At 40.4% G+C, this 17,229-nt stretch carries 19 protein-coding genes; 13 read left to right on the top strand and 6 right to left on the bottom strand.

What is annotated here, in order from left to right; translation table 11 throughout:
* Positions 1–212 precede the first annotated feature (212 nt).
* A complete protein-coding gene (locus K3T81_RS08475; protein ID WP_238019373.1) occupies positions 213–1,313 on the top strand; it encodes a mechanosensitive ion channel family protein in 1,101 nt (366 codons plus the stop codon).
* 6 nt (positions 1,314–1,319) lie between these two features.
* Here the strand turns inward: K3T81_RS08475 and K3T81_RS08480 are convergent, their stop codons facing one another.
* On the bottom strand, positions 1,320–2,087 hold the full coding sequence (locus K3T81_RS08480; protein ID WP_238019375.1) for a DUF3891 family protein: 768 nt from the start codon (positions 2,085–2,087) through the stop codon (positions 1,320–1,322).
* Between the two features lie 262 nt (positions 2,088–2,349).
* Here K3T81_RS08480 and K3T81_RS08485 point away from each other — a divergent pair, with 262 nt between their 5' ends.
* Together K3T81_RS08485 and K3T81_RS08490 are read left to right on the top strand one after the other, a co-directional pair.
* A complete protein-coding gene (locus K3T81_RS08485) occupies positions 2,350–3,198 on the top strand; it encodes a VOC family protein (protein ID WP_238019377.1) in 849 nt (282 codons plus the stop codon).
* 128 nt (positions 3,199–3,326) lie between these two features.
* The gene (locus K3T81_RS08490; RefSeq protein ID WP_106895550.1) at positions 3,327–4,280 is read left to right on the top strand and encodes a calcium/sodium antiporter; all 954 of its coding nucleotides are present in this window, start codon (positions 3,327–3,329) and stop codon (positions 4,278–4,280) included.
* 533 nt (positions 4,281–4,813) lie between these two features.
* On the opposite strand, the gene K3T81_RS08495 is transcribed toward K3T81_RS08490, so the two are convergent.
* The 3 genes from K3T81_RS08495 to K3T81_RS08505 all read right to left on the bottom strand — a co-directional run bounded on the left by K3T81_RS08495 (position 4,814) and on the right by K3T81_RS08505 (position 7,679).
* The gene (locus K3T81_RS08495; RefSeq protein ID WP_238019378.1) at positions 4,814–5,410 is read right to left on the bottom strand and encodes an alpha/beta hydrolase; all 597 of its coding nucleotides are present in this window, start codon (positions 5,408–5,410) and stop codon (positions 4,814–4,816) included.
* Positions 5,411–5,431: 21 nt separating this feature from the next.
* A complete protein-coding gene (locus K3T81_RS08500; RefSeq protein ID WP_249226118.1) occupies positions 5,432–5,863 on the bottom strand; it encodes a MarR family winged helix-turn-helix transcriptional regulator in 432 nt (143 codons plus the stop codon).
* A gap of 238 nt (positions 5,864–6,101) precedes the next feature.
* Entirely contained in the window at positions 6,102–7,679 is a 1,578-nt protein-coding gene (locus tag K3T81_RS08505; RefSeq protein ID WP_238019380.1) for a Vga family ABC-F type ribosomal protection protein, read from the bottom strand.
* Positions 7,680–8,308: 629 nt separating this feature from the next.
* Here K3T81_RS08505 and K3T81_RS08510 point away from each other — a divergent pair.
* From K3T81_RS08510 to K3T81_RS08530, 5 genes are all read left to right on the top strand, one after another.
* Complete coding sequence (locus K3T81_RS08510) at positions 8,309–8,896, top strand: AAA family ATPase (RefSeq protein WP_238019381.1); 588 nt, start codon at positions 8,309–8,311, stop codon at positions 8,894–8,896.
* A 68-nt stretch (positions 8,897–8,964) separates the two neighbouring features.
* Positions 8,965–9,297, top strand: coding sequence for a PadR family transcriptional regulator (locus tag K3T81_RS08515; RefSeq protein ID WP_036576991.1), 333 nt, complete (start codon positions 8,965–8,967; stop codon positions 9,295–9,297).
* Positions 9,294–9,917: an HAAS signaling domain-containing protein gene (locus tag K3T81_RS08520; protein ID WP_058949237.1), complete on the top strand. Its 624-nt coding sequence runs from the start codon at positions 9,294–9,296 to the stop codon at positions 9,915–9,917. Before K3T81_RS08515 ends, K3T81_RS08520 begins: the two co-directional genes overlap by 4 nt.
* 98 nt (positions 9,918–10,015) lie before the next feature.
* Complete coding sequence (locus K3T81_RS08525; protein WP_238019382.1) at positions 10,016–11,473, top strand: DUF4153 domain-containing protein; 1,458 nt, start codon at positions 10,016–10,018, stop codon at positions 11,471–11,473.
* Positions 11,474–11,501: 28 nt separating this feature from the next.
* The gene (locus K3T81_RS08530) at positions 11,502–12,203 is read left to right on the top strand and encodes an isoprenyl transferase (protein WP_238019383.1); all 702 of its coding nucleotides are present in this window, start codon (positions 11,502–11,504) and stop codon (positions 12,201–12,203) included.
* A gap of 124 nt (positions 12,204–12,327) precedes the next feature.
* Here K3T81_RS08530 and K3T81_RS08535 read toward each other — a convergent pair whose 3' ends face one another.
* Positions 12,328–13,464, bottom strand: coding sequence for a conserved virulence factor C family protein (locus K3T81_RS08535; protein WP_238019384.1), 1,137 nt, complete (start codon positions 13,462–13,464; stop codon positions 12,328–12,330).
* Positions 13,465–13,635: 171 nt separating this feature from the next.
* Between K3T81_RS08535 and K3T81_RS08540 the strand changes: the two genes are divergently transcribed.
* From K3T81_RS08540 to K3T81_RS08550, 3 genes are read left to right on the top strand one after another with little or no spacing between them, the layout of a single operon-like run.
* Complete coding sequence (locus K3T81_RS08540) at positions 13,636–14,001, top strand: GntR family transcriptional regulator (protein WP_161464431.1); 366 nt, start codon at positions 13,636–13,638, stop codon at positions 13,999–14,001.
* On the top strand, positions 13,998–14,876 hold the full coding sequence (locus tag K3T81_RS08545; protein ID WP_238019385.1) for an ATP-binding cassette domain-containing protein: 879 nt from the start codon (positions 13,998–14,000) through the stop codon (positions 14,874–14,876). Before K3T81_RS08540 ends, K3T81_RS08545 begins: the two co-directional genes overlap by 4 nt.
* Complete coding sequence (locus K3T81_RS08550) at positions 14,863–15,576, top strand: hypothetical protein (RefSeq protein ID WP_238019386.1); 714 nt, start codon at positions 14,863–14,865, stop codon at positions 15,574–15,576. The genes K3T81_RS08545 and K3T81_RS08550 overlap by 14 nt, the downstream gene beginning before the upstream one ends.
* A gap of 33 nt (positions 15,577–15,609) precedes the next feature.
* On the opposite strand, the gene K3T81_RS08555 is transcribed toward K3T81_RS08550, so the two are convergent.
* Positions 15,610–16,065 carry a YaiI/YqxD family protein gene (locus K3T81_RS08555; RefSeq protein ID WP_238019387.1) on the bottom strand — a complete coding sequence of 152 codons (456 nt, stop codon included), beginning with the start codon at positions 16,063–16,065 and terminating at the stop codon, positions 15,610–15,612.
* Positions 16,066–16,197: 132 nt separating this feature from the next.
* Between K3T81_RS08555 and K3T81_RS08560 the strand changes: the two genes are divergently transcribed.
* Together K3T81_RS08560 and K3T81_RS08565 are read left to right on the top strand one after the other, a co-directional pair.
* Positions 16,198–16,701: a GNAT family N-acetyltransferase gene (locus K3T81_RS08560; protein WP_238019389.1), complete on the top strand. Its 504-nt coding sequence runs from the start codon at positions 16,198–16,200 to the stop codon at positions 16,699–16,701.
* Positions 16,694–17,206, top strand: a complete 513-nt coding sequence (locus tag K3T81_RS08565; RefSeq protein WP_238019597.1) for a GNAT family N-acetyltransferase — start codon at positions 16,694–16,696, stop codon at positions 17,204–17,206. Before K3T81_RS08560 ends, K3T81_RS08565 begins: the two co-directional genes overlap by 8 nt.
* The last annotated feature ends 23 nt before the right edge of the window (positions 17,207–17,229 follow it).

Below are 17,229 nucleotides of genomic sequence, written 5' to 3' on the forward strand. Positions count from 1 at the left end.
GTAATTCGCTTTCAATTTCATTCTCAGTATAACGTACTCTTTAGCTTACAGGCAATGAATAGTTTGATTAATAAGAATAATTTAAATAGGGTGTGGGCGTATACATATACAAAGGCTAGGAGCTTTTCTTAAATAAATTTGTCTTTTTATGACTATTCTTCCAGGACAGGCTATATACATAGTAATAGAAAAACTATCGGGGGTAGCTATAAATGTTTTGGAATTTTGTTCAACAATATGAAAACCAATTAAATATTGCATTGTCTATTGTTATCCTTGCAGTGTTTTTATTACTAAGAATTCGATTCACAGCAACAATTTTTCGTTTGTTGCTGAAAATAAGCAGGAATACATGGAATGGCTTTTTTGAACAACTGCGTACCTCTTTTGAGAAGCCTTTACAATTATTAATAGCCGTGGTTGGCATTTACTTCGCAGTAGATGTATTTCCTTATTTTAATGAGAGCAATGCACTATTTAACCATTTAGTTCGTTCATCGGTAATTTTTGCGGTGGGGTGGGGGTTGTATAACCTTTCTTCATCATCCTCTTTGTTATTTTCCAAGATTAATCATAAGTACAATGTAAAAATTGATCATATCTTAATCCCGTTTTTTTCAAAAGCGCTGCGGCTCATTATCGTAGCCATCGGTATTAGCGTTATTGCTCAGGAATTTGAGTATGATATTAACGGCTTTGTTGCCGGTCTCGGTATCGGAGGGCTTGCCTTTGCTTTAGCAGCGAAGGATGCATTAGCAAACTTATTCGGTGGAATTATTATTATTACAGAAAAGCCATTTACCATTGGAGATTGGATTAAAACACCAAGCGTTGAAGGAACAATTGAAGATATAAGCTTTCGGAGTACGAAAGTACGAACCTTTGCCCAAGCGCTTGTCACGGTACCCAATGCCACCCTTTCAAATGAGGCAATAACAAATTGGAGCAAAATGGGGAAGCGCCAAATCACATTTAAATTGTCCTTAATGTATGGAGCCAAAAGAGAACAATTGGAAGGGATAGTAAAGGAAATCCAAGTTCTCCTAAGGCATCATGATGCTATAAACAAGGAAACGATTCTAGTAAACGTGGACGCATACGGCGAAAACGGATGGGAAATCTTCCTTTATTTCTTCACAAATACTACAGATTGGGGAGAACACTTGAAAGTAAAGCAAGAAATTAACCTTGCTATTCTAGCTATTATTGAAAGAGAAAAACTCGAGATTGCCATTCCTACAAGAAAGCTTTATGTGGAGCCAGAAATGGTGAAAGGGAAGCAGAGAGAGACGTTATTAGGTCAGGAAAGCTAGCAGACTCTAGCTTTCCTGTTTTTCTTTAATTTGAATAGTGGTTTGTTTAAATGGTGCTTCTACATAGCTGTTAAGCAGGCCATTTTTACGTATCTGGTATTTGGGAATTAGTTTGAAATCGTATGTGACGGAGAAGGGATTGTTAAATGGAAATTCCTTTATTACCATGGTTTCATCATTAACCCATGTTACGGCCATCTTCTCCTGGGAAAAATGAGGGAGCGCACTGGAAAGCGGTATTCCCTTGGTGAAAAAGGGATGGCTGTTTTCACCAGGCTCATTTAAGCATAGAAACAATGATAAATTATCGCAAAACTGTAATAATGCATAGTGGTAGGAAAAAAGTTCCTCATCAAAAGAAGTGAGTAATGAGTGGATTATCTCCTGCCTTTTCTTTTCCTGCGCTACGAAATTCCTACCTGACTCTGTGCCGTCCTGTTCGAGAAAACGGACATAATGTTCACTACATAATAACGCGGCATATAAATCAGTTGTTTGTACCTGATCTATCCCATGCGAATAGAGTAATGTTTTCATTGGCGCAGGGAAATCTATAAAGCTATACGGCATTTCTTTGGCGTCATTCCAAAATGGTTGTTTATCTGCTGGGATCCAACCAGCATCATGTTGCTCAATGGCAAAGATAACAGCCTCTTGCAAAGGTGAATCATTGAATGCCCCCATCTTCCACTGTTTGATAAGCTCCCCCGCGACAAGCGCATGATTATGTTGTTCAATAAAGATAAAGTCATGCTCGCGTTCTCGAATGATCACAATTATGCATCCTCTCTTAGCAAAGAAGTTTTATAATTCCATTATATCATTTCGGATGTATCACGACACAACTCGAGTGATAGTAGCTCCGCTGATTCTTGTGCTAAGGCGATGTGCCTCTGATCAAGGCCGATAACCTAGCCTGAAGGACCAATAACATAACCTAAATCATTTCAAGTATGCTATACTAAATTAGGTTACAATAAGTAAGTTAGTTTTATAAAGTTCCTTTTTATAAATGAAGATATATAGGAGTGATTTCATGGAAAGAAAGTTTTTTACTGAACCGGCAACATATGTTGGAGAGCTCTCCATTAATGTGACAGACCTTCAACAAGCTATAGAGTTTTATCAAACCGTTATAGGCTTTCAGGTTTTGGAGAAGACTGAAGGAGCAGCAAGGCTTTCTGCGAATGGAAAAACAGCCATATTAACGCTTGAAACACCAGAAAATGTAACGGGAAAAGAGCGGAGAACGACTGGGCTTTACCATTTTGCTATCCTTTTACCGAACAGAGCTGCACTGTCTTCCTTTCTGGAGCATGCTCTCAAACAAGGAGTACAGCTTGGTGCTGCTGATCATGAGGTGAGTGAAGCACTCTATCTCTCAGATCCCGATGGCAATGGGATTGAAGTTTATTGTGATAGGGACTCAAGTGGGTGGAATTGGACTGGTGATCAGGTTAAAATGGGAACAGATCCACTAGATGGTGATGGGCTTTTAGCGGAAGAACATAAAGTTTGGAGTGGATTACCGGAGGAAACAATTCTCGGTCATATCCATCTACATGTTGCTAATTTAGAAGCATCAGAGGTTTTTTATTCTAAAGGGTTAAACTTTTCTGTGGTAACACGATATCCTGGAGCATTATTCATTTCAACAGGCGGTTACCATCATCATATTGGGCTAAATACTTGGAATGGCGAGGGAGCTAAAGCCCCAAGACCAAACGGGGCTGGATTAAATTGGTTTACGCTTGTATTCCCTAATGAAAATGCTATAACAGAGACAGTTAAACGGCTTATAGAAGCACAAGTAAAAGTGAAGACATACCCTGAATATAGTGAAGTGAAGGATCCTGCAGGAAACACGATTCGCCTCGTGTTATAGTTACTAACATATAGCAAGGGGGGTCTCCTATTTTCAAGTTGAAATAAACTTGAAAACTTTCGAAGACGGGAACTGGGGTATGGTTTTCTAGGGGAAAAATCTCATTCAGAAAAAGGACGTGGAAGGGCTTGGCTTATTTACTTTTACTGGTAGGATTTGTATTACTAATTAAAGGAGCGGATTTGTTTGTTGATGGCTCCTCCAATATTGCAAGGCTTCTCAGAGTGCCGCCCATCCTTATTGGTTTAACCATAGTTGCTTTTGGAACAAGTTCCCCAGAAGCAACTGTAAGTATAATTGCGGCAATGGAGGGGAGCTCCGATGTATCGTTGGGTAATGTAATCGGAAGTAATATATTCAATCTCACACTTGTTGTAGGGATAGCGGCCATTATTTTCCCTTTAAAGGTGGAAAACGAAACGATCCGTAAGGAGATCCCCTTTACATTACTAGCAGGCGGTGCACTTTTAGTAGTCATAAATGATACTTTTTTACAGGACCACAGCAATAATCTGATAACCCGTAGTGATGGTCTTATTTTCCTCTTATTTTTATCTGTTTTTATGTACTATGTAATTGAAGTAGCGCTTAAAAGCCGCCAAGACAGTCAAACAGAGGCTATTCCAGATGAGATTAAGTGGGGTAAAAATATTGGGCTTACTATTTTGGGGCTTGCTGGAATCGTTTTTGGTGGGGAGCTTGTTGTTAGTAATGGTACAGAAATTGCTTATGCAGTAGGGATGAGTGAAACGTTGGTCGGCCTCACGATCATTGCGATAGGGACCTCGCTTCCTGAGCTTGTAACTTCTATCACGGCAGCTTTGAAAAAGCAAAGCGATATTGCACTTGGAAATATTGTCGGTAGTAATATCTTCAATATTTTGTTTGTGCTTGGTGCTTCTTCTGTTATCACACCACTTTCTGTTAGCAGTAAAGTTGGGATAGACGTTGTGATCATGCTTCTTTTAACAATATTGTTGCTCGTGTTTTCGCGGACAAATTTCCGTGTTGGAAAGCGAGAGGGAGCTGTATTAGCAATTTTTTATGCGGTGTACCTCGTTTATATTATATTGCGAAATTAAAAAGCCACATAGGAGGCCCCTATAGGTAGGGAGCCTCTATGCGGCTAGCACTTTTTAAGAATTTCTTAACGGGCGCTTGAGCTTTTGTTTGTAGTAAAGAAGGTATAAAGAATTGAGCTTTATTAGATTCCTTACCAGGAACGGCCACGTCCAGCTCCAGCTCCCAGAGACTAGCGAGACTTCCCTCACCTTCGTTTCAATAAGTCAACATCGGCGCCCTGAATTAGGGTAGGTCGACTAAAATCGGCCTTGTCGGCCAACGCCGATATACCCCTTTTGCAGGGGCATGTTTCCTTTATCTCCTACGGAAGAATGTTCGACAAATCGAACCACCCCAAAGTTCGGGGCGCAGTCCGTACGTCTCTTAACGGTCGCTGGAGCTTTTGTTTGTCTAGCTTCTGGAGCGCCATAAACTAGGTGACTTCCCGAATCGCCCTACAATAAGTCATCATCGATTCGTCCCTCATCGTGATTCCTTTATCTTGGTTGATTCGGTCCAGCACTACGTTTCTAAACGGCGCCCAGCGCTTTTCTTAGCGATACCAAGCTGATGCGGCTTCTACTTCACTGAATGTTAGCTGGTGCCCGTGGTTTTCCCAGTGTACTTCTACATCTGCGGAAGCCTCTTGTAGTAGTTGTTGTAAATCTATTGATTCTTGAGATGGGCATATTGGATCATTGGTCCCTGCTGTGATCAAGACCTTCTTGCCACTTAAGTCAGGTAGACTAATTCCTCTGCGTGGCACCATAGGATGGTGCAGTATCGCAGCGTTTAATGCGTCCTTATGATGGAACATTAAACTTGCGGCAATGTTAGCACCGTTGGAATAGCCAACTGCAGTAATTGCGCTTCGGTCAAACTCATATTTCTCGGAAGCTTCATCCAGAAATTGATTTAATTCTTCTGTACGAAAAATGAGATCCTCTTCATCAAATACGCCTTCAGCTAAGCGTCTAAAGAATCTAGGCATTCCATTTTCTGAAACATTCCCTCTTACACTTAATACATTCGCTTCGGGATCAATTTTATCAGCTAATGCAAGCAAATCCTGCTCAGTACCTCCAGTACCGTGTAACAGTAGTAGAGTAGGTCTTTGTGGGTTACTGCCCTTCTTAAAGATATGTTTCATTCCCATGCTCCTTTCCGTGTTTTAGGCTTTGAGGCCCACTTTTTTCAATGTCTCTATTACAACACGCATATCCTCTTTACTAACTCCTTCGAATAAATTCTCAATCACTTGTTGATGCTTTGGAAAAATCTCCTGCATTAACTGCGTACCTTTGTTAGTAATCTGGATATACACAACACGCCGGTCTTCCTTACAATGTTCTCTTTCTAGTAAGCCTTTTGTTTCCAGTTTATCAATAACGTAGGTGATGGAGCCGGTGTTAATTAGGACTGCTTCAGATATTTGCCTAACCGTTTGGCGCCCCTTGTGAAAGAGTGTCTCCAGGATGGCAAATTCAGATGTTTTCATACCATAACTCTGGATATCTTGTTTCACTCGCTCTTGTATTGTTTTAGAGGATTTCATTAATACAACGAATGCTTTTAATGAAAGGTTATCGGCCACTATGCTCATCCTCCTTATATATATTTAATTAATGTATTATTAATTAAATATATATAACAATCTCTTCAAAGTCAATGGAAAGCAAAACACTGTTATCTTTATCCCGGCTTAACTGGCAATATAACACGGACCTAAAGAATGTGAGAAGTCAAGCATCCTAAGTGGGTGATCAACTGCCAGTAAAGGCCCGATTCGTTCAGCTAGCATTTGATGGGGAAGAGGGAACCCCACCAAATGAAATTTCCCTTTATTGGAGCTTTTTTTGCAGCTCTCTCTTTTGCTGTAAAAGGTTTTGGAAGATACTGTCCAATTCCTCGGAAGGTTCTATACTTAGCCTGCTTAATGTCTCCGTTATTCTTGTTTCAATGACGAAAAGTTCTTCTTCAACTTGGCTTGGCGATTCTGAAGCACTGTCATTTTTATAGGTTTGATAATCGCCTTCTACAATGTGAAGGGTACTGTCTTCAATGGAAAAGACGCGACTGGCAAGATGCTCTATAAAGCGTCTATCATGGGACACCACAATGATAGTACCTTCATAATCTGACAGTAAATTTTCTAATGCTTCTACTGCTTCAATATCTAAATAGTTAGTTGGTTCGTCTAAGACTATCGTATTAATATCATTTAGGAGTAGTTTTGCGAGTGCTACTTTAACGCGCTCTCCACCACTTAAGATATCCACTTTCTTATACACATCATCACGAAAAAAACGTAGCCTGGCAAGAACAGTACGGATTATTGTTTCCTCTTGACTGGATGTTTCGCTAACATTTTCTATAATGCTTTTTTCATTGTCTAGAATATCAAGGTTTTGACTAAAGTAACCAATTTTTATGGCAGGGGAGTGTGTAACACCCGGAGCTTCCTTAATAAGCTTTTTTATAAGTGTGGTCTTTCCACTGCCATTTGGTCCAATAATGGCTACTTTATCACCACCAGATATTGTAAAGCTCGCATCCTTCCACAGTGTACGTTGCCCTACTTTTGCGGAAATTTCTTCGGCACGTAAAATGATCCGGTTGCGAATGCGATCTTTATTTGGTAATTGCATTTTAATTGGTGCAATTTCCTTAACTTTATCGGCCTTTTCTAGCTTATCTAATCTGGTTTCAATTGCTTTTGCTGTTTTGCGTAGTTTCTTTTGTTTGTTTGCAAAATATGGCTTTGCACCCGTAATCTTCGCCTCTGAATTACTTGTATGTTTCGGCTTCTTTGTTGCTCGCTGGGCCTTTTGCTCTTTAATCTCAAGCGCTTCTTCCAGTTGTTTCTTCTTTTTTTCATACTGGGCGTGAGCCTGTCGCTTTTGTTCTACTTCTTGTTCCTTCTGGCTTGCATAATCAGAATAATTTCCTTTGTATTCTGTTATGGTTCCTTCATCTAGCTCCCAAATTTTATTGCAAAGTGCATCAAGGAAGGCCCTGTCATGCGAAATAACCACCATGGCCCCCTGGCGTTTTTTCAGTTGTGTTTCTAGCTTCTCTATATGGGCTGTATCAAGATTTGTTGTAGGCTCATCAGCAAAGATTAAGCCAGCATTTTGGGAAAAAGCGTCGTTAATATATTCCTGAGTCACCTCACCACCACTTTTTACCGTATCTGTTCGTTTCAATTGGGGGATGTGAGCGATAGATGTATGGACTGTTACGAGCCCGCTGTCAGGTGTTTTTTTCCCTGCGAGCACCTCAAGTAATGTTGTCTTTCCACTTCCGTTTTTCCCTACAAGGCCAATACGATCTCGGGCATGTATAGCAAGGTATTCTAGTTGGACTAAACGACGATCCCGGGCATCAATGTTTATATCGCGTGCTTCTATCAAACGCATAATATCCTCTCCGTTCCAGTTTATTAAGACTTGTATAATCCATTTGCAAAAAGGCCACGTCTAGCTCTAGCGCCCAGAGACTAGCGTGACTTCCCTCACCTCCGTACGATAAAGAAGACTTGCCGATTGGTGAAAACCAGAGGCTTAATCGCACTTATACCCTTGCGGTGAAAGTCAATATCAGCTCCCTAGATTATTGTAGGTCGACTAAAATCGGCCTTGTCGGCCAACGCCGACATACCCCTTTTGCAGGGGCATATTTCCTTTATCTCCGGCGGTTCACTCCAGTCCGTACGTCTCTAAACAGTCGCTTCCGCTTTTGCTTTGGAGACAAAAAAGCCTCCTATTCGTTTTTAGAATAGAAGGCAGCATGCAGGTGTAGCACAAAAAAGGATACTTCCCCCTTGTGCAGTTATCCAAATACATGAAACAATCCTATTCTAAAAACATTCATAAGTGGCATGCCCAAAAAGACAGATCTGGTCTGTTTTTCTTCTCATACCTATGCAGATGTTTTTAAGTGAAATAGGATTATAACTTCATGTACCCGGGTCACCCTTTCGTTTTAAGTTAGTGCTATTATATAAGAAACAAGGTGTGCTGTCTAGATTGAAAGGGGGAGATTTTCCATGCTTATATGGATTAATGGAACGTTTGGGTCAGGGAAGACAAGCACTGCTTACGAACTAAAGCGGAGATTGAAACAAGCCTGTGTCTATGATCCAGAGCGCTTCGGCTTCGCTTTAATGAAAAACGTTCCTAAAGAACTTGCCAAAAGTGATTTTCAGGATTATCCGCTATGGCGGGAGGCAAACAGAACGTTACTAAAAGAGCTTGCTCATAACTATAACGGTATTATAATTATTCCAATGACGCTAACAAACAAGGCGTACTTTGAAGAAATCATCGGAAATTTAAGAGATGATGGCATTGAGGTAAAACACTTTACCCTCATGGCGTCTAAAGATACAGTAGCTAAAAGACTTCGAAAAAGACTTGAAGGAAGAAGGTCATGGGCGTATCAGCAAATGATAGAAAGAATGAGAGAGTTGGAGGATAATGTGTTTGCTACACATCTCGATACAGATAATTTGTCCATTGATGGTGTAGTAGAGACCGTTGCTAAACTGTCTGGCATTTCACTTTTACCTGACAAGCGCTCACGGCTAAGGAAAAAGGTGGACCGGTTAAAAATTATGCTCCAGGAAATCAGGTAAGTGCTTTACAAACAGAAAATAATTATATATAGTGAACATACCTAATAATTCTAGGTAGGTGAAAAAATATGTTTAATCGGGAGTTAGTGAAAGGCAGTACCTCTTTGCTTGTATTACAGTTGTTGGATGAACGGGATATGTACGGTTATGAACTTGTAAAGGAAATGGATCAGCGTAGTGAGCATAACCTGCAAATTAAGGAAGGTACCTTGTATCCGGCACTACATAAGCTGGAGAAGCAGGAGTATATTGAATGCTATTGGCAAAACCAGGAGAAGGGGCCTGCACGTAAATATTATCGGATTACCGATCAGGGGAAGGCAATGCTTGAGGAAAAGACGAGTGAATGGCATCGTTATGTTCAAGTAATGAATAACCTGATTCGGAGAAACGAAACATGAATGAGGCAGCAAAAACCTTCCAAGAGAAATTAGCAGATGAGCTTGATGACCATCCGGATAAAGAGTCGATTCTGGCTGAATACCAGGCCCATATTTATGAATTAGAACAAGAGACGGGAAAAAGCTCTTATCCCATATTAGTGGAAAGACTAGGGGAGCCGGAGGAAATAGCCTCGTTATGGAAACAGGAGGCAGCGATTACGCCTAAGAAAACACAGTGGCTTTTTGTAATCTTAAATGTGGCAATTTTTTTAGGTGGCGCTACCTTAACTATTATTTATCATCTATTCGATTGGAATTGGACAGATATTCTTTGGGAAGGCCTCACTAAAGCAGCGTCTCTCATCATGGTGATCTACACTTTTTTTTGGGGATTGCTTGGCTATGAGATAGGCAAGGAATTTGGTGAAGCAGGAAGAAAACTGCTGAAAAAAACGTTTCTTATCTGTTTAATCCCTAATCTGGTCTTAATGTATTTAGTTATATTTAAATTTATTCCACATAAATGGTTTGAACCATTGATAAGTTTGCCGTTTATTATGGCGTGTATCGGATTTACGATCGTATTATATCCCGTCAGTCGACTTGGGTATAAATGGGGACGGAAGAAATCTGTGTAAGGTATTTCCTTCCTTCTGTCCCAAACGGATATTTTTTTACCTATATACATAGAATTACTATGCATATAGAATTACAAAGTATGCTTGGAGGAAATTCCATGAAAGTAGAAGTGACAAGAAAAGACTTTCTGTTTTTAGTCGTGTGCATAGGGCTCGGCGTGTTAGCGGAAATTAGCTTTTTCCATGGACGTATTGGCGTCTCGTATTTGTTGTTTGTTGCCGGATTTTACAGCGTTCTTTTTTATCGCACTGGCTTTGCTTTTTATCATAGGAGAATCGGCTTGCTCTTAATGCTCATGATTTGGATATTGGCAGGGAGTTACCTCTATTACGATTCGATTTTGTTTTATGGTCTGAATTTAGTTGTCATCCCTTTATTGATGTATTTACATGTCATTTTAATTACAACACCAGAAAACTATAATTGGGCATCGAGTTATTTTATCGCGGTATTAAAATCAAAACTAGAGCAACTGTATCAGTATATTTCTGCCTTTTTTCAAAGTATCTTCAACCGTCTGTTTAAGAACGTGAAGGACGGAACATCTAAAGTAATGATTCGCATTTTGATTGGGATTGGCTTTAGCTTACCGCTTCTGTTTGTTGTTGGCGCTCTTTTAATGTCAGCTGATTCAGTATTTGAGGAAATGCTCGTATCCTTGCCAGCGTTTCTGTTGCAGTTAAACTTTCTTGAAGGCTTCTTCCGAACGTTATTTGTCATTATAGCTGCACTCTTGTTTTTCGGTCTGTTTCAGGCGATTCGCATGAAGCGGTTCCCAAAACAATCTTATGATCCCTATAAAAAAGTGACCGAATGGGAAGGCGTTACATCGGTTACCATTCTTTCAATTTTAAATCTCTTGTACGGCCTTTTTGCAGCTGTTCAGTTTACCTATTTCTTTGGAGGCAGCCTGGAGGAAGGATTCACTTATGCAGAGTTTGCAAGAAGAGGGTTCTTTGAATTGAGCATGGTCACATTAATCAACTGGACGTTGTTAATCAGCTTTTTGACCTTTGTTAAAGCATCCACAAAAGTTAACCGTGTATTAAAGATCCTTTATACTTTGTTAATTGTATTCAGCGCCATTTTGCTCGCATCTGCTTACCAGCGATTAAGCATGTATGAAGCAGCCTATGGTTATACCATTGATCGAGTGTTGGCACACGGATTTATGATACTGCTTATGGTTATTTTTGCGTACACCTTAATAAAAGTATGGCTTGAAAAAGTCTCTCTGTTACATTTTTATTTGATAGGCGCCATTCTGTTTTATACAGGGTTAAATGCAGTCAATGTAGAGCAGGTTGTAACCAAACAAAACATTGCCAGATACGAAATGACAGAGAAGGTAGATATTGATTATTTAAATTCACTATCTTATACAGGCTGGGAAGGATTATTGGAAATCTATAAATTAGACCCGAATTACTTGGGATTGAAACCAATGCTGACGCAAATAGGGGAAAGGCTACGCCAGAAAGAAGAAGCGCCGTGGCAATCGTATAATTTTAAACGACAGGAAGTCATGCAAAAGTTTAAGGAAATGGGCTTTTAATAAAATGAAAGGGAAGGAGATGTTTTCGATGGGTAAAAGTGTCCCAAAGCATGTGGCGATTATGATGGATGGAAACGGAAGATGGGGAAGACAACGAGGCCTGACGCGAAGTGAGGGCCATTATGCTGGCGCGAAAACGATGGAAAAAATTATTGATACCAGCATTGACTTGGGTATTGAAGTTCTTACACTTTATGCTTTTTCTTCTGAAAACTGGTCAAGGCCAATGGAGGAAGTAAACTACTTAATGCATCTGCCTGTTAAGTTTTTTAAACAGAAGCTTCCTGAGTTTCAAAGACGCAATATTGTTGTCCGTATATCCGGTAATTTAGAAGCGCTCCCTACTCGAACAAAAACGGCCTTGAAGAATGCGGTAAACGAAACAGCGGACAATACAGGATTGATCGTAAATTTCGCTTTTAACTATGGCGGGAGGGACGATATTTTGCAGGCGGTACGACATATTGTTAAGGAATTGCAAGACGAGAAGATGGATCTCACGCAGTTAAATGAACAAGTCCTCCAGCAATGTTTATACACAAGAGAACTTCCGGATCCAGAGTTGGTTATACGAACAGGCGGGGAAAAGCGGATGAGTAATTTTCTGTTATGGCAGTCTTCCAGCGCGGAGCTATACTTTACAGACGTCTTTTTCCCTGACTTTGATGGTCCGTTATTAGAAAAAGCAGTTCGTTTTTATCAAGAGAAAAACTCCGAACTTATTGTTTAAGCGTTTAGTAAATAAAAATACCGTTATTGGCGGATAATGCCACTAACGGTAAGATATCGGAAGTCTCCCTTTAAGGGGAGCAAAGATTATTATGATCTACCAGAGTGCATGGCACTAGGGTGGATTATTTTTGTTTAGCAGCCTCTGTCATTTGATGCCAAATCGATCCTTTGGCACGTTCTCCACCTTGGATTCGAGCCAATGCCATTTTAACTTGCATTCTTACTTCGAACTCTGGGTCCTGTAATGCGTCGTTTAAGGCAGGGATTACTGTTTCATCTCCGAGTTCGTAAAGGAACATGGCTGCCCGCCAACGGACAAGACGACTTTTGTCGGTCAAGGAATTGACCATTTCTGGCATCGCTTCTTCAAAGCCGAGATCAGATAGACAATCTCCAGCCGTTCTTCTAACATTAACTGCCTTGTCTCTTAATGCTTTGTATAAATATGGCAATACCTTTTTCTCTTCAATCATACCGAGATAGGCGGTGGCTAGTCTTCTAATTGAGGCCTTTTCATCATCCAAAGCTTTATCTAGCACAGGTAAGTCAGCTTCAGTAGGGTCCATTCTATCTAGCGCTGCATAACGATCCTTCCAGTTAGGAGCTTCCATCATTTCTAATGTTACCTTATGATAAAACGTTCGATTTCCCGTTGCATCGTTATTTAAAGCAAAGTGTACGAGTTGAGCGAGGCGTGTCTCGTCATAGCTGGCGTTTATTTCCTCCACCACCTCTGAACCGATCTCTTTGAGGTCGCCATAGCGAGGCGATTGTTCAACCCATTTTCGTTCCATCAACATATTATCAGTAGCTTCAGAAGCCTTCAAGGCAGCGTTCATAAAACGTTCTGGAAGCCCAAACCGTTCCTCTGTATCGCCTTCTTCGAGTTTTACCTGCATAGGAATATAGCGGAACATTTGAATATAGACATGTACCTCTCCAAAAGCCTCTTCCTGTTGCTCGCTGTTTGCTTCTTGCTGTTCTTCAGTTGGCTGCTCAGAAGAACCTAATGTTTGCCGAACTGCTGGAAGAATCTTCTCCCATGGCGTTCGGGGGTTTCTTTCCAGTGCAATAAAATCAACAACACGGTAAAGCCCTTTAACCCCATCTATTTGAAATAAACTACGGACATAAGCTGGAGCATCATCCATTTTATCTTCGCGCTTATAATTCTCTGTTTGGCCATCAGGCATTTTTTCATCCACATTTATTTTCATAGAATAGGGGCTTGGTGTCGGTTCGATCGAGATAATTTTCATGCGCTAACTTCCTCCTCTTCACGTCCTTATACTGTCTATATTTTAACAAAGAGCAGGATCATTATCCAATCGGTTAGCCCATCTCTTGGTTGCCTATTGACATTCATTTCGATTCGAAGTATAGTTGGTTACACAAGTATACAACCAACCATCCTGAGAGGAGGGTCTGTAGTGAGAGCGGTTTTAGATGAGTCCCAACCAATATTTCAACAAATAGCCGATATGATACGGGACGACATAATAGATAGAGAGTTTAAAGAAAATGAAAAGGTCCCCTCAGAAAATGAATTATCACAGTTCTATAACATTAATAGAGCAACAGTAAGGAAGGGTCTCCAACAACTTTTAGATGAAAACCTTATTTATAAAAGGCGGGGTATTGGCATGTTTGTTAAAGAGGGAGCAAGAGAAAGCTTGGTGAAGGAAAGACAGAAGCAATACGTGCAGGACTATATAAAGCCTTTGTTAGATGAGGGAAACAGGCTCGGATTGAATGTAGATTCTATTATTCAGTTAATGAAGGAGGAGACAAAATGATAAGGCTAGAAAATGTGACATTTGCCTATAGTGAGGAAACAATTCTAGAGGAGATTGCTTTCACCGAGGAAGAGCCTGTTATTACAGGACTTTGGGGAAGGAACGGCTCTGGTAAAACCACCCTCATGAAATTACTCGCCGGCCACCAAAAGCCCACAGCCGGGAATATTGAAGTATTTGGTCACTCCCCTTTTAATAATCTAGATATAGTGAAGGATATTTGCTATATGGAAGAGGATCATCCTTTCAGTATCATCTGGACTGTAGAAGATGCTCTGAGGTTTGGCCGTTATTTTAATCCAAATTGGCATCAGGAAACCGCTGACCGACTATTAAAGCTTTTCAATCTCCCAAGAAATAAAAAGGTAACAAAACTGTCCAAAGGAATGAAGACAGCTGTTCAGATTACAATTGGCCTTGCTAGTCATGCGAAGGTCACGATCTTGGATGAACCGACAAACGGATTAGATGCAGGTATACGTAAGAAATTCTATCAAGCATTGAAGGAATCCTATGAAGAAAACCCGCGTTTCATCTTACTATCCTCCCACCACATAGAGGAAATCCAGCCACTCTGTGAGTCCTTGGTCGTTATCCACAATCAGAAGATTTTCCTTCATGAGGAGATGGAGATAATTAGGGAAAAGGGGTTCTGGCTAACAGGTAATCAGGAAAAAGTAGAAGCGGTCATAAAGAATGAGCGTGTCTTGGAGAGAAATACGATGGGTAAAATGCTCAAGGTGATGATGCTTGCCACATATTCTAAAGAGTGGGAACAGATCGCAAGGGAGAACGGGTTATCTGTTGAAAAGGCACAGGTACAGGACTATCTACTAAATCTAACAGATGGGGGTGTACTTGATGAGCATAACTAGTGGAACAACAAGAATGGTTTACGAAGATGCCAGGTGGTTTTTCCTAAACGTCTTGATTCTCTCCGTTACCCTGCCGCTGACTGTTCTTTGGATCGTTTTAGGCTTAATATTTGATATGAGTGAAGCGATTGGCTCTATAGCTGGTCCTGCTTACTTCTTTATTCCGAGCTTTGCAATATTTGGGTTTAAGACACTATTACCAATTGGAGTAGGAATGGGCAGCACAAGGTTACAGATTTTGAAATCCTTCTATGGGGTTGGAATCTTATCTGTTGCGGTTGTGGTATTTATTTTGAATGTGCTCCAATTCAGCCTTGTGACATTAAGTGATTGGAAGCTCAATTTCAGGGGAGTTTTACATCCTGGAGAAATCTTTTATAAAGACTATCATTTCGTGTCCTATCTATGGCTCGATATGATGACAGCTCTCTTTCTATTTGGAATGGCCTTTCTCCTATTTAGCTTATTTTACCGATTAGGATTGGTAAGATTGACACTATGCTTTATGGTTATCGTTATTCCTGTTATGTTTCTATATTATGGTGGCGTGCTAGCTCCTCTTATAGAATCGCTAACATCGTTTGAATGGCGCGGGAATGTCGTTGCCATTATATTAGGCGCATTTGGAGCTGTCGGGCTAGCTATCACATATCCAATGATGCGAAACGCACCACTAAAACCAAGATCAGCCAAATCTTAAATACGTGTTTTTATATAAAAGGGGCTGGAATTCCTATGACGGGTCTTCCAGTTCCCTCAATTTTTGCGTGAAAAGGGTAGCAAATTTTTCTCTATCCTCATGCGTAAATGGCTTTGGCCCTTTTGTCCGTTTTCCGCTTTTTCTTTCCATCGCACTAAGATACCGTGTCTGGAGAAGCTGATCAATATTATCATTGGTATAAGCAAATCCTTTATGATGAAGAACATGGCACTTCTTGGCAAGTGCAAGGGAAGCAAGACCGTAATCTTGTGTGACAAGTACATCTCCGTGATCTGCTAGTTTCATGATCCGATAATCCGCTGATTCAGCTCCGGTATCAACATAAATATTTTCGACTCCTTCAGGGTGTTGTTCATTCGAATAATGTGCAAAGCTAGAGACAAGGATAACGGGAATCCCTTTTTCTAATGAAATGTTAATAATGGTATCTTTTACTGGACAAGCATCTGCGTCTACAATCACTTTCATGTAATCACCTCCTATGTAACCAAAATTATAGCACATCAAAGAACAGCTGAACTATTCTGAAAAAAACACTTGCAATTTTAGGGTATGTTTATATATGATGTTTTATAATCATGCACCTAAAGGGGGGATTTGATGAGGTTAGTACGCCCGTCAAATGAATGGAAAGAAGAGCACCGGCAATATGTGAAAGAATGGGGTCCATCTCGCATGATCCCCAGTAGTTTTAACCTCACGGGGCACGATACATACGAGGAATATTTAAATGCCCTGCATGTGAGGGAAAGCGGGCAAGGGAAGTGGGTGCCGAGCTCTAATTACTTCCTAATTAACGAAAATGATAGGATAGTTGCAATGGTGGATATCCGGCATGAACTGACAGAGTATTTATGCAATGTGGGTGGACATATTGGCTATAGTGTAAGACCTAGTGAAAGACGTAAGGGTTATGCGACACGTATTCTCGCGGAAGCTTTGTTGAAATGTAAAGATCTAAAAATTTCGCGCGTCCTTGTTACTTGTGATGAGGATAATATTGGGTCTGCTAAAACCATTCTAAACAATGCTGGTATAGAAGATAAAAGCTTTCTTGATACAGATGGCACGATAAAACGGAGGTTTTGGATTGTTAATGAGTAGGGATGTAAATGACATCGTTATGGATCAAATGGTCGCATCAGATTGGCCAGAGGTGAGATCCATATATTTAGAAGGAATTGAAACAGGAAATGCAACATTCGACACAGAGGTCCCAAGCTGGGAAGAATGGGATCAGAAGTATTTACAAGACTGCAGATTAGTAGCCAAAATCGGAAAAGATGTTATTGGTTGGGCAGCGCTTCTCCCCACTTCGAGTAAAAAAGCATTCGCAGGAGCTGCGGAACTCAGTATTTATTTGAGTAAAGCAAGTACAGGAAAAGGAATTGGTACAAAGCTAATGACCTATATGATTGCTGAAAGTGAAGCAAAAGGGTTTTGGACATTGCAATCGGGGATATTTCCAGAAAATAAGGGGAGCATTCGCCTCCATGAAAATGCTGGGTTTGTAGAAGTAGGAGTTCGTGAACGCATTGGTAAATTGAATGGTGTTTGGCGCGATGTAGTTCTTTTGGAAAGAAGGAGCCGCGTTGTTGGATTAGATTAATAGAGAGTATATAAATTAATGTC

Source organism: Oceanobacillus jordanicus (genome assembly GCF_022095695.1).
GTDB lineage: Bacteria > Bacillota > Bacilli > Bacillales > Amphibacillaceae > Oceanobacillus_B > Oceanobacillus_B jordanicus.

Bases quoted from the DNA above. Each gene is read 5' to 3' on its own strand.
- K3T81_RS08475 (WP_238019373.1), top strand. From the start codon at position 213: ATGTTTTGGAATTTTGTTCAACAATATGAAAACCAATTAAATATTGCA.
- K3T81_RS08485 (WP_238019377.1), top strand. From the start codon at position 2,350: ATGGAAAGAAAGTTTTTTACTGAACCGGCAACATATGTTGGAGAGCTC.
- K3T81_RS08495 (WP_238019378.1), bottom strand. From the start codon at position 5,410: ATGAAACATATCTTTAAGAAGGGCAGTAACCCACAAAGACCTACTCTA.
- K3T81_RS08500 (WP_249226118.1), bottom strand. From the start codon at position 5,863: ATGAGCATAGTGGCCGATAACCTTTCATTAAAAGCATTCGTTGTATTA.
- K3T81_RS08505 (WP_238019380.1), bottom strand. From the start codon at position 7,679: ATGCGTTTGATAGAAGCACGCGATATAAACATTGATGCCCGGGATCGT.
- K3T81_RS08510 (WP_238019381.1), top strand. From the start codon at position 8,309: ATGCTTATATGGATTAATGGAACGTTTGGGTCAGGGAAGACAAGCACT.
- K3T81_RS08515 (WP_036576991.1), top strand. From the start codon at position 8,965: ATGTTTAATCGGGAGTTAGTGAAAGGCAGTACCTCTTTGCTTGTATTA.
- K3T81_RS08520 (WP_058949237.1), top strand. From the start codon at position 9,294: ATGAATGAGGCAGCAAAAACCTTCCAAGAGAAATTAGCAGATGAGCTT.
- K3T81_RS08525 (WP_238019382.1), top strand. From the start codon at position 10,016: ATGAAAGTAGAAGTGACAAGAAAAGACTTTCTGTTTTTAGTCGTGTGC.
- K3T81_RS08530 (WP_238019383.1), top strand. From the start codon at position 11,502: ATGGGTAAAAGTGTCCCAAAGCATGTGGCGATTATGATGGATGGAAAC.
- K3T81_RS08535 (WP_238019384.1), bottom strand. From the start codon at position 13,464: ATGAAAATTATCTCGATCGAACCGACACCAAGCCCCTATTCTATGAAA.
- K3T81_RS08545 (WP_238019385.1), top strand. From the start codon at position 13,998: ATGATAAGGCTAGAAAATGTGACATTTGCCTATAGTGAGGAAACAATT.
- K3T81_RS08550 (WP_238019386.1), top strand. From the start codon at position 14,863: ATGAGCATAACTAGTGGAACAACAAGAATGGTTTACGAAGATGCCAGG.
- K3T81_RS08555 (WP_238019387.1), bottom strand. From the start codon at position 16,065: ATGAAAGTGATTGTAGACGCAGATGCTTGTCCAGTAAAAGATACCATT.
- K3T81_RS08560 (WP_238019389.1), top strand. From the start codon at position 16,198: ATGAGGTTAGTACGCCCGTCAAATGAATGGAAAGAAGAGCACCGGCAA.
- K3T81_RS08565 (WP_238019597.1), top strand. From the start codon at position 16,694: ATGAGTAGGGATGTAAATGACATCGTTATGGATCAAATGGTCGCATCA.